This window comes from Glutamicibacter sp. NPDC087831, from assembly GCF_044742845.1.
GTDB lineage: Bacteria > Actinomycetota > Actinomycetes > Actinomycetales > Micrococcaceae > Glutamicibacter.
Window position 1 is genome coordinate 103,929 of sequence record NZ_JBIUVH010000004.1, and the last position, 11,681, is coordinate 115,609.

The window sequence follows — 11,681 nt, forward strand, 5'->3', positions numbered from 1 at the left end:
TGCTCGGCAAACTAGGCCGGGCAGTAGCGTATTACGCTGCGTCGGGGTCAGTTACGAAGCTGCCGGTACCTTGCGGGACGTCGCGCGCAGGAGATCCTCGAAGATCGCCTTGTTCCACTGGAACCCGCGCTTCGCTTCATCCAGCACCGCTTCGGCATGCGACGGGTTGGCCCCGAAAGTATCAAGTTTTTCGCGGTAGGCATCCTTGTAGAGCTTCGGCTTCTCGATGGCGTCGAATTTCCACATGTTCAATGCTTCGTCAGGGATGGAGTAGTGGCGCGAGACCAGCTTGCCAATCGCCAGGCCGCCGGAGAGGTCACCCAAATAGCGCAGGTAGTGGTGGGCGACGAGCCGCGCGGGGTCCGCTGCCGCTGCCCGCAGAGCGGCAACGTAGTCCTCCGTAGCAGGCAGTGCGGCGGGACTCTCCTCCAAGTCGTGCATCGGCAACAGGACCTCCAGGTCCTTAATGATCTGCGCGCCGCGCTCAAGGTGCAGATCGAAGATATCGGTGAGCGCCGGATGCGAGGCAAGCGCCCGGACTTCCTCTTCCAGCGCTTCGTAGATGTAGTGGTACTGGGAAATCAGCAGGGTGTAGTCGCGTGCCGAGCGCTCCCCGCCCATGAGCGTCGTAATGAAGTCACTGGATTCGGCTGCGTGGTGGTCTTCTTGGGTCACGCTGCGAAGCTGGGCTGAAAACTGCGAGGTGTCGGTGATGGTCATGTTCCCCATGGTCCTTGGTGGATAGTAGTTGCGAGATTTTCTTAAGGCTAACCTAATTAATTGATGCCCTGACGAGTGTCCTCGAAGAAGAAGCTGAAAAAATTCTTGTGAAGCTGTGAGTTGAGAAATGTTTCGAGAGTCACGCTTTCAGATTAAAAGTGAAATTAATTATTGATTGACAAGGGTTGATATAAATTGCCGATAAGTGGAATTGAAACTTCCGGTAGTGAATAAAGTTATGAAGCAGTGCCCTAAAAAGATTTCTGAATTGAGTTCGCGATCGAGAAAATTTGCCAACAGATGGATTCGTTAAGCTAGGATCCAGTAGTTAGGTAACCTTTACCTAAAGCGCAACTCACACTCGCATCTAGGATTCCCGTGCTTCGCAATCTATTCACTCGTGCGCCGATCCGCTTAGGGGCACTGCTCCTTGCCGTCGCCATGGCCCTGTCTTCCTGCAGTTCGGCTGCTGCCGGAGGTGAAGCCAGCGGCGATGGCAAAGCGCTGTCCGAGGTCCAGGTCATGGAAAACCCCAAGTCCCATGAGGGGCCGTCGACCGCGGTTCTGGCCGAAGCCGGGGTCAATCCCGTAGCGAAGAACCCGCAAGCGGCGCTGCCGGCAACCGTCACCGACGCGCAGGGCAACGAAGTCACGGTCACCGACATTTCGCGGATCCTGCCGCTGGATCTCTACGGAACGACCTCGCGAATCGTCTTCGACCTGGGCTTGGGAGAGAACGTGGTGGGACGTGACACCTCGACAACTTTCGAGGAAGCCGCCGGCCTTCCGCTGGTGACGCAGAACGGGCACGAACTGAACGCCGAGGCGATCTTGCAACTCGCCCCCACGGTCATCATCACTGACTCATCACTGGGCCCTTGGGACGTGATCGAGCAGGTTCGCCAGGCCGGAATCCCCGTCGTGACACTCGATTCCACGCGTAGTCTCGAAACTACCGCCGAGATGATCAACACCGTTGCGCAAGCGCTCGGCGTACCTGCACAGGGCGAGGAACTCGCCGAAAGAACCTCGGCGGAAATGGCGAAGATCACCGAGCAGATCGCCGGGATCGCACCCCCGGGGGACCGGCGCCTGCGCATGCTGCTGCTCTACGCCCGCGGGCAATCGGGGATCTACTACATTTTCGGCAAGGAATCCGGTGCAGATTCGCTGATCACCTCTCTGGGCGGCATCGATGTGGCCACCGAGATCGGGTGGAAAGGCATGCGCCCGATGACCGACGAAGCCATGGTGGAAGCGGCTCCGGATCTGGTCATCATGATGACCGGCGGGCTTGAATCCCTCGGCGGGATTGACGGCATCGCAGACACCGTTCCGGCGCTGGCCCATACTCCTGCGGGACAGAACCGGCGAATCGTGGACATGGCCGACGCGGAACTGCTCAGTTTCGGCCCCAATTCCGCGGCCGTGCTGGAAGCCTTGTCGGTAGCTATCTACGCGCCGCAAATGGCGGTCGCCCCATGAGCTTGGAGCAGATAACCCGGCCGCTGCGACTAGAGGAGAACGCGCCTTCGGCCGCCAAGTCTCCGGACACCCAGCTGCCGGCCGCGAGGCAGAGCCCAGGCCGCTCAGTGCGCAATGCCATTGTGCTCGTAGCCCTGGCCGCCGCGGTGGCCATTGCCACGCTGGCCAGCGCCGGCGTAGGGCAGATGCAGATCTCTGTGCCTGAAATCCTGGCCAGCATCTTCCATCGCCTCGGGCTCGACTGGGGCGAGCTGCCGGCCCACCAGCATGCGGAGTCCGCGTTGTGGGCGATCCGCTTCCCGCGGGTGCTGATGGCCATCGTGGTCGGCGCCGCGTTGGCGTCGGCAGGCGTGATCATGCAGGGAGTCTTCGGCAACCCGCTGGCTGAACCCAGCGTCGTCGGAGTCTCAGCCGGAGCCGCGGCGTTCGCCTGCACCTCCATTGCGTTGGGGCTGACATTCTTCGGACAGTGGACCACGGTGGTGGCGGCATTCCTCGGCGGGCTGATCGCGACCTGCTTGGTCTACCTGACCGCGCGGCACGCAGGACGCACCGAGGTGGTCACGCTGGTGCTGACAGGAGTGGCGATCAACGCCATCGCCGGAGCGGTTATCGCGCTGATGACCTTTGTTGGCGATTCATCTGCCCGCGAGGAAATCGTCTTCTGGCAGCTCGGCTCGCTGAACGGGACATTGTGGATCAACGTCGCGATTGCAGGGCCGATTGCGCTGGCCGGCATCCTGTTGGCATATACCATGGCCCGCAAGCTCGACCTGCTGGCGCTGGGTGAACGGCCAGCCCGACACCTAGGCGTGAACGTGGAATCCTTGCGCCGCCGGATCATCGTGATCGTCGCGTTCCTGACCTCTGCTGCCGTGGCCTTCGCCGGCATTATCGGTTTCGTGGGGCTTGTGGTCCCGCACATCCTGCGCATGGCGCTGGGCCCGGGACACCGCCTGCTGCTTCCGGCCTCGGCCCTCGGCGGCGCCCTGCTGATGCTTGCTGCAGACACCGCCGCCCGAACGCTGGTCGCCAACGCTGACCTGCCCATCGGCATGCTGACCGCGCTGGTTGGCGGGCCGTTCTTCTTCTGGCTGATTCGCCGCACCCGCCGCGGGGCAGGGGGCTGGTCATGAGCGCGACCCCTGTGATCCAGGTGCGCGGAGCCCAGGTGCAGCTGGGTGGAGCACCGATTCTCAAGGAGATCGACCTCGAGCTGTTCACCGGGGAAGTTGTGGCGTTGGTCGGCCCCAACGGCGCAGGAAAGTCCACCCTGCTCGCGGCCCTGAGCGGTGATGAACCCCTGGAATCCGGCCAGATTATGGTGGCCGGAAAGCCGCTGGAATCGTGGTCAGTGCGCCAATTATCCCGCGTGCGCGCTGTACAGACTCAAGAGTCCCGGGTGTCCTTCGCCTTCACCGGAGAAGAAGTGGTCCGGATGGGCCGCGCTCCCTGGGTGGGGACGGAGCAGGAACACCGCGACGACCAGGTGCTGGCCGCCGCGCTGCGCTGCACCGAGTCGCAGGCCCTGGCCAGCCGCACCGTGCAGACGCTGTCCGGCGGGGAGAAGGCACGCATCGCCTTCGCTCGTGTCATGGCCCAGGAAACCCGGATCATCATGCTCGACGAGCCGACCGCGCCAATGGACATCCGGTACCAGGAACAGCTGATGACCATGGTCCGCCAGCGCGCCCGGGACGGTGCCACCGCCGTGGTGGTGCTGCACGACCTGTCCCTTGCCGCGGCTTACGCGGACCGCATCGTATTGCTGCAGGACGGCCGCGTCGCGGCGGCCGGCGCACCCGACGAGGTGCTGACCGCCGAGAACCTGCAACGGGTCTACCGCTATCCGCTGAGCGTGATGCGGCACCCGGAGAACGGAGCCCTGATCATCACCCCGCTGCGCCCGCACCTGCAGCCAATCTCCATTCGTGAAAAGGAACTGATATGACGAGCATGCAGGCACCGCGCACCCGCGGGCTGTTCATTGCCCTGCTGGCCACCGTTCTGGTGCTGACGCAGGGCTTTGGGGGCACCGTGGCCACGCCTGCGGACTCTGCAGCGCGGCTGAGCGTCACCTCCTCCGCGGGGACCAATAAGGCTTCGGCCAGCGGTCCCACCACGCTCAGCGTCAGCGGGTCGGGGTTCCAGTCCATCGACAAGGGATTCGGCGGCATCTACGTGGTCTTCGGCTATGTGGCCAGCTCTGCCTGGCAGCCGAGCAAGGGAGGCAAGGCAGACAAGGATTTCTTCTACGTGGCCGACTCCCAGTCCAAGAACAACAAGGGCTACCAGCGCTTCGTCGCCTTCCCCGGATCCAGCACCGCAGACAGCGCCAACGGCGGGGTGCTCTCCGCCAATGGCACCTTCAAGTTGTCCATGGTGATCCCCGGACCGACCTTCACCGCCGCCAGCGCATCCGGCGGCAGCACAACTGTCGACTGCCGAGAGGTGCAGTGCGGCATCATCACCTTCGGCGCCCACGGGGTGTCCAATGGCCGCAATGAATCATTCCAGCCGATTTCCTTCGCGGCTTCCGCCTTTGCCGCGCAGAACAGTGGTACGCAGAACGGTGCCGCGCGGGAGAATTCCACGCAGAATTCTGTGCCAACCACCAGGACCCCGGAAGGAACCGCCACGCAGAACCCCGGCGCTGAAGGCCAGGGCAGCGGCGCAGCAGGATCCCAAGCCCCAGGGACGTCCAAGGAAGCGCAGGAAACTGGTGCCGGAGAGCCGCTGACGGCCGTCGCCGCCGGCGAACCGGCCTTGGGCCTGGAACAGCAGACCGTCATCGCCGGCCGATCGTTGGGATTCACCGGCCGGGGATTCGCCGCCGGCGAGCAGGTCGTGGCCACCCTGTCCTCCGGGCTGACGGCCGCCGGGCCGATCACGGCGGGCCAGTTCGGCGAAATCGCAGGTGCCGTGCAGGTTCCTTCCGACATGACCGCAGGCACGCACAAGCTCAAGCTCACCGGCGCCGGTTCAGGCAACAGCGTCGAGGCTGAATTCAGCGTGATGGCTGATTCCGCGTTGCTGCCCGTGGCCGATAAAGGAAACCAGGAAGGGATGCGCTGGGCCATGATCGCAGTCATCGCCACCGCCGCGGTGCTGCTCCTGCTGGTGCTCAGTTCGCTGATCACGACCTTGACCCGCAAGGGGCAACGGAAGAAGGCCACGTCGGCAACTGCCGCGCCAGCCCAGCGCCCGGCAACCCGCAAGCGGCGCGTTAAGCCTTCGCGGGCAATCAAGGCTCCCGCCGCGGCGCAGCACGCAGATCCCGAGACCACAGCACTGGACCGGCTGGAAGAATCCCCTCACAAGGAACACGTATGAGCGTGCGACGCCGGCTGGCCGCCGTCATGGCAACACCCTTGCTGCTGGGCTCGCTGTTCGCACCGGTGGCGGCCCACGCTGGCCACGGCAGCGGCGAAGAACAGATCGATGTCCAGGTAGTCATCCCGGACGCTGGCACCTTCGAGGTGACCGATGCCCAGTTCCGCTGGGGAGTCAACACCGAGATGACCTCCGGTTCGTTCTTCGGCGGCTGCAATTTCCTGTCTGCCGGGATCGCCGGGGATGCCGGGACGAGCCGGACCTGGGCTGAATCCGACGGGTTCTACAAGTCCAAGGACGGCAACTCGCGCATCGAAGCGCCCGATGCCGGAGGCGAATGGGCGCTCGATTCCTGGGACACCAAATGCCAGGATGCCTCGGGGCGCGAGGTCGGCACCGGCTACGACGAGTCCGGCACCGGCGCCCAAGTGGTCATCGAGAAGGGCAAGGGAAGCGTCGACACCGCCAAAGGCACCGCACGGATCTCCTGGAAGGGCTCCTTCACGCTGGCGATGTACGGCGGCATGACCTACTGGTCGCTTTCGGACCCGGTGCTCAGCGTGTCCAACGGCCAGGGCAAATTGACCGCCACGGCCAGCGGCTTCGGGTCGGACATGAACGACACCTCCAAATGGACCAAGCTCGCCGACACCAGCATCACCATGGCAGACCTTCCCCAGGTGGTCCTGGACAAGAAGGGGATCATCACCACGCCAGCGTACAAGTCGGTGGCCACGAATGGCACGGCCGATGCCGCGCAGTCGCGCACCGGCGACTGGTGGGGTTCCTTCCCTGAAAGCTGGATCGATTTCAACGCCAAGACCGGTCAGGCCGGATATTGGTTCTCCACCGGCGGCAAGCGCGATGCGGCGAAAGTCGCCAGCGACGTGTACATCAGCTACACGCCGCAGAACCTGGTGCTGGAGAAACCGGAAGCCGGCACGGAAAGCACTCCCGAGGCGCAAGACGAAACCGCCGGGAGCACAGAGGATTCCAACGACACCACGTTGGGCGGGGGAAGTTCGCTGTCGGACACCACGACGACGAACATCCTGCAACAAGCAGCGGCGGCACTCCAAGCCCCGCTGGCAGAACTACCCGGGCTGGGCACCACGGTGCTTCAAGCGTCGAACCACACGGCCAGTGCCATCAACTGGCTGGGGAAGTCGCTGATCCCGGAGGCCATCGAGCGGGCCAAGGACTACCGGCAGCCTCTGCTGTGGTCCCTGGCAGGCTTGCTGGCGCTGTCTTCCGCGGCATGGATTGGATTCCGCCGCGGATGGCTGGTCTGGCCCTTCTCGTCGAAAAAGTAGGGGCCGGAAACAACACATGCTCGTGGGATTGAACCCACGGAGCTTCATCGATACCCACGCACCAGGCCCGCCAGGGTCCGGGCACCATTCTACAAATCACTCGGAGGGGAAATGTCCTCACAGAACGGCATGTCCAAGATTCGCAAGCCGCTAGCACTAGCCGCTGCAGCGTCGGCAGCTATCACCATGGCGGCAGTGGCCGCACCCGCCCAAGCCGCAGAGCAAGCAGTCAATGGCGTCACCTTGACTTGGGGCTTGAACTTGGAATCGGGAGCCGGTGCATTCCAGCCCGGCGCCTGCAACTTCCTGTCGGCGGGCAAGGCCGGCAACTCCGGTTCGTCCCGCGCCTGGACCCAGGAGGACGGTTTCTACAAGGCTGTTGAAGGAAACGTCAGCATCCTCAAAGACGGGCCGAATTCAACCAGCATTGCCCCGACCTGGGACACCAAGTGCCAGACCGGTTCGGGTAGCGCAGTTTCGCCCATCGGTACCACCAACGTCAGCAACAACAAGGTAGTACTGAGCCAAGGTTCCGGCAATGTCGACCCGGTGACTGGCGAAGCCACGATTTCGTGGGAAGGGTCGTTCACCTCCGTGTTCTACAGCGGACTGACCTACTGGACCGCCACGGATCCAGTGCTGAACGTCAAAGCCGACGGATCTGCCACCCTGAAGGCCACCGGATCGGGCTACCAGGCAGACATGAACGATGCCAGTACCTGGGTTCCCATCGCACCGCAGACCATTACCCTGGCGAACCTGAAGGGCGTCACCGTTGATGCCGACGGATTCAGCGTCAGCCCGGAATACAAGGAAGTAGAGGCGCCAGCCGGCCTGAGCCAGGTCAAGGAAGGCGCCAATTGGGGTTCCTTCCCCGCGGATTTCGTTGAATTCCAAGGCAAAACCGGCACTCAGTCCTACTGGTACTCATCGGGTGGCAGCGCCGACGCACGCAAAGTCGCCACCCCGCTGAGTGTCGATTGGGACATCGTCGACGCAGAACTGCCAAGCGAGCCGGAAGCACCCGAGGACTCCGATTCCAAGGACGTCGAGGTGGACGTCACCGTTCCGGAGAAGGAGACCGAACCAAGCGAACCGGGCGTCTTCAAATGGAGCATCGCCGACTCGACTGCCAACCTCGGGGCTGCCACCCAGAATGCCGCAGGTTTTACTGCCAACGGCACCCTGCCGACCATCACCGTAAATGACGGCCGCGAAGTTTCCGGAGGCTGGAGCCTGGATGGCAAGGCCACAGACTTCACCGACGGATCCAACGCCTTCGGCGCCAAGGCTCTGGGCTGGACTCCGGCCGGCGCGGGAACCACGGGCGTTGTCAGCCTGGGTGCGGCCGTGGCGCCGGCGACCGGCAATGGCCTGTCAGCTACCGCTCCGCTGGCCTCGGCAACGGGCGCATCCGAAGCCGTTTTGAACACCGGCATCCAGCTGCTGGCACCGGCTGAAGCCGCTGCCGGCAACTACAGCTCGACTCTGACGATCACCGCCATCCAGAAGTAGAGTTCCAGCTTCACCGGCGGCACGCACAGCGTTCCCCGTGGTGCGTGCCGCCACCATTTCTGCCGACCACATTCCCGAGGAAAAGATGTTCCAGCAATACGCCACCCGCAAGAACTTGCGACACCGTGCAACGATCAGTGTGCTCGCGGTAGCCATCGCCACTGCCCTTACGGCGCCGGCTGCTCATGGCGATGACTTGTCGTGGGGCACCAACCCGGGCGGCACAGAAACCCGGTCGAGTTTCGCCTACGATCTCGAGCCCGGGGAACAGGCCCGGGATTCCTTCGAGATCACCAACTACGGGACCGAAGAAATTTCACTGGCCGTCTATCCCGCAGACGGTGCGACCACCAGCAACGGGTCGCTGGAACTCTCCGAGCGAACCGACCTGGCTACTACCGTGGGCGCGTGGATCGAGGTAGACCAAGCTGAAGTAGCCTTGGGACCGGGGGAGAAAACCTCGGTCGAATTCACTGTCGAAATTCCAACGGACGCCGCGCCGGGGGACTATCTGGGTGGCATGGTTTCGTCCTATATCGATACCTCGGCTGGAACCGTGGTGGTCGACCGCCGACTGGCCACGCAGCTGGCTGTCCGAGTCGGTGGCGAGGGAGCAGTCAAGCTGAACGTGTCGGCAGCCAGCGCCCAGGCGCCCATCGCGTGGAACCCGTTCGAACCGGTTGATGCCATCGTGGGCGCAACCGTGGCCAACGAAGGGAATCTGCGGGCCCGGGGCAGCTACACGATCACTGCATCTGGCCCCTTCGGCTGGGGATCCACATCGTCCGAATACCAGCTCGATGAACTGCTACCCGGGTCCATTGTGGCAATCGAACAGCAGCTGCCGGGACTCTGGCCGCTGCTATGGCAGCAGGTCGAAGTTAGAGTGAACGCCGAAGACATCGACTCATTGCCGGCCGGGTTCAGCACAGCTTCGACAACTTTCTGGTCCATCCCAGCCGGATGGATCCTGCTTCTGGTCGCAGTTATTGCGGCATCAATTCTCTTGGGAGTCCGGCGGTCCCGGCGTTGGGAAGCCGACGACGAGCTGGAAGAACCTGTTGCGGTGGAAAGCAACTAGTCCGACTAATGCTGAACGGGTTCGTCGTCGCTCCCAAATCATATGTGCGCAGTCCGTGGCCATTGGCCGCGGACTTAGCAATTTAAAGCTCGGCAATCGATCGCAAGGACGGCATCCAAGTCAATGTTTTGCCGTAATTGCAGTCGTAAATAGTCACAAGATGCTATATGACGTGGAAAATGACGCGAATCAAGGACACGGAAACACGTCACGGGGTTTCATGACGTTTTGCTGACTTCACGCTTGGTCACAAATTATTCCGTGCTCGACACTGAAGTTGTTCAAGATATTGAACGCCACCCATCCAGAGCGACCGAGAGACCTGGCTCGTTGACGTCGCAGCAACCACCCGAATCGCGGGACGGTGCTACCGCCAGGACCGATGGAGCAGTGGCTGCCACCGGGCCACGCCAAGCCGCGAGCCGGCGCAACTTCGGCCCCGGGCAGTGCCTCACGGTGCAACAGCCAAGGAGAATTATGGAGCGCATCGCCCAGGAGCATGCAGCATGATCGAGATCAAGGACCTGCATAAGCACTACGACACCGCGCAGGGGCGCATCGAGGTGCTCAAGGGGATCGACCTGTCGGTGCCCGAAGGCTCGATCACGGCCGTGGTCGGCCCTTCCGGGGCCGGGAAATCGACCTTGTCCCACTGCATCTCGCTGCTGGAGAAGCCCAGCAGCGGGCAGATCCTCGTCGACGGCAAGGACCTCGGCGCGCTGTCGGGCAAGGCCCTGCGCTCCGAACGCCGCGCCATCGGCACGATCTTCCAGAACTCGGCCCTGCTGAGCCGGCTGAGCGTCGCCGAGAACGTGGCCCTTCCGCTGCGGAACCTCGGGGTGGTTCACCATGAAATGCAGCAACGGGTGGCCCAGCTGCTGGACCGGGTAGGGCTGCTGGAAAAAGCGAACGCCTATCCCGGGCAACTTTCCGGCGGGCAACGGCAGCGCGTCGGCATCGCCCGGGCCCTGGCCCTGCGCCCGCGGCTGCTGCTCTCCGACGAAGCCACCTCGGGCCTGGACCCCGAATCCACCCACCAGGTGCTGGGGCTGCTGGATTCGTTGCGCAGCGACCTGGGACTGTCCATCATCCTGATCACCCATGAGATGGATGTGGTGCGGCATGTGGCTGACGAGGTCGCCCAGCTCGCCGGTGGACGCATTGCCGAGCACGGAGCCCTGCATGAGCTGGTGGCATCCCCGGGTTCGGAGACCGGGGCGAAGCTGCTGCCGCTGCGGGCCGAGGACCTGCCGGCAGGCTTCGACTACGCAGTGACGGTGGCCTACCGCAAAGACCGGGTCGATCCCGGCTGGATCTCGCGTCTGGGCATCGAACACGGGATCGCGGTGGCCCTGTTGGGCGGCGCCGTCGAGGCGCACCATGAGGGGACCTTGGGCCGCGTGCGCTTGGGCGTGCGGGGCGCAGCCCCTGAGTACCTGATCCGGTTGCTGGACGGGTGGGGCCTGCAAACCGACCCAAGCAGCCTTGCCCGCAACAACCACGAACTGGTGGAGGCCAACGCATGAGAATCCCCTTTGAAAGCGCAGCGGTGGGCACCGACACTCCGTGGCAGCAATTGCCCGAGTTGATGCTGCCGGCCTACGGCCAGACGTGGGCCATGGTCGGAATCGTCATGGCCCTGGTCATCAGCCTCGGAGGACTGATGGGCATCGCGCTGTACAACACCGATCGGCAGGGGCTCTTCCCTCGGGCGCGCCTGCATGCGGTGCTCAGCTGGATCGCCAACATGGGACGCTCCTTGCCGTTCTTGGTGCTGATGGCAGCGATCATCCCCTTCACCAAATGGGTCACCGGCACCACCATCGGCATTGCGGCGGCCGCCGTGCCCATGACCATTGCCGGCATCCCGTTCTTCGCCCGGCTGGTGCAGAACGCGCTGAACGACCTGCCCAGGCACAACCTGGCCGTAGGGCTGGTGACCGGCGGTTCGACCGCGCAAATCATCGGCACCACCCAGATCCGCGAGGCGCTGCCGGCCCTGGCCTCGGCTATCACGCTGAACACCATCTCGATGATCGAGTACTCGGCCATCGCCGGAACCATCGGGGCCGGCGGCATCGGCTATCTCGCTGTGACCTACGGCTACCAGCGCTTCGACATGAACGTCATGCTGGCGACCATCGTGGTGCTGATCCTGACCGTGCAAATTGTCCAATTCCTCGGCGACCGCATCGCCCGCGCCCTGGCGCGTCCCTGAATACCATCGACGAACG

General features: G+C 63.5%; 10 protein-coding genes and 1 riboswitch. Of the genes, 9 read left to right on the plus strand and 1 reads right to left on the minus strand.

The features are described 5' to 3' along the window. Window positions 1-51: 51 nt before the first annotated feature. On the minus strand, window positions 52-720 hold the full coding sequence (locus ACIOJF_RS13475; protein ID WP_402741731.1) for a heme oxygenase (biliverdin-producing): 669 nt from the start codon (window positions 718-720) through the stop codon (window positions 52-54). A 378-nt stretch (window positions 721-1,098) separates the two neighbouring features. Between ACIOJF_RS13475 and ACIOJF_RS13480 the strand changes: the two genes are divergently transcribed. The 9 genes from ACIOJF_RS13480 to ACIOJF_RS13520 all read left to right on the plus strand — a co-directional run bounded on the left by ACIOJF_RS13480 (window position 1,099) and on the right by ACIOJF_RS13520 (window position 11,665). Next, complete coding sequence (locus ACIOJF_RS13480) at window positions 1,099-2,205, plus strand: hemin ABC transporter substrate-binding protein (protein WP_402741732.1); 1,107 nt, start codon at window positions 1,099-1,101, stop codon at window positions 2,203-2,205. Continuing rightward, window positions 2,202-3,341, plus strand: coding sequence for an iron ABC transporter permease (locus ACIOJF_RS13485; RefSeq protein ID WP_134781187.1), 1,140 nt, complete (start codon window positions 2,202-2,204; stop codon window positions 3,339-3,341). Before ACIOJF_RS13480 ends, ACIOJF_RS13485 begins: the two co-directional genes overlap by 4 nt. Continuing rightward, window positions 3,338-4,156 (plus strand): heme ABC transporter ATP-binding protein, encoded by an 819-nt coding sequence (locus ACIOJF_RS13490; protein WP_402741733.1) that lies wholly within the window; start codon window positions 3,338-3,340, stop codon window positions 4,154-4,156. The genes ACIOJF_RS13485 and ACIOJF_RS13490 overlap by 4 nt, the downstream gene beginning before the upstream one ends. Next, window positions 4,153-5,538 (plus strand): hypothetical protein, encoded by a 1,386-nt coding sequence (locus tag ACIOJF_RS13495; RefSeq protein WP_402735252.1) that lies wholly within the window; start codon window positions 4,153-4,155, stop codon window positions 5,536-5,538. The genes ACIOJF_RS13490 and ACIOJF_RS13495 overlap by 4 nt, the downstream gene beginning before the upstream one ends. Next, on the plus strand, window positions 5,535-6,851 hold the full coding sequence (locus tag ACIOJF_RS13500; protein ID WP_402741734.1) for a hypothetical protein: 1,317 nt from the start codon (window positions 5,535-5,537) through the stop codon (window positions 6,849-6,851). Before ACIOJF_RS13495 ends, ACIOJF_RS13500 begins: the two co-directional genes overlap by 4 nt. A 111-nt stretch (window positions 6,852-6,962) precedes the next feature. Continuing rightward, window positions 6,963-8,366, plus strand: coding sequence for a hypothetical protein (locus ACIOJF_RS13505; RefSeq protein ID WP_402735254.1), 1,404 nt, complete (start codon window positions 6,963-6,965; stop codon window positions 8,364-8,366). Window positions 8,367-8,403: 37 nt separating this feature from the next. Further along, entirely contained in the window at window positions 8,404-9,447 is a 1,044-nt protein-coding gene (locus ACIOJF_RS13510) for a WxL protein peptidoglycan domain-containing protein (protein WP_402735255.1), read from the plus strand. A 297-nt stretch (window positions 9,448-9,744) separates the two neighbouring features. Then, window positions 9,745-9,835, plus strand: a riboswitch (SAM riboswitch). Between the two features lie 118 nt (window positions 9,836-9,953). Then, a complete protein-coding gene (locus ACIOJF_RS13515) occupies window positions 9,954-10,973 on the plus strand; it encodes a methionine ABC transporter ATP-binding protein (RefSeq protein ID WP_402735256.1) in 1,020 nt (339 codons plus the stop codon). Then, complete coding sequence (locus ACIOJF_RS13520; RefSeq protein ID WP_134781181.1) at window positions 10,970-11,665, plus strand: methionine ABC transporter permease; 696 nt, start codon at window positions 10,970-10,972, stop codon at window positions 11,663-11,665. Before ACIOJF_RS13515 ends, ACIOJF_RS13520 begins: the two co-directional genes overlap by 4 nt. The last annotated feature ends 16 nt before the right edge of the window (window positions 11,666-11,681 follow it).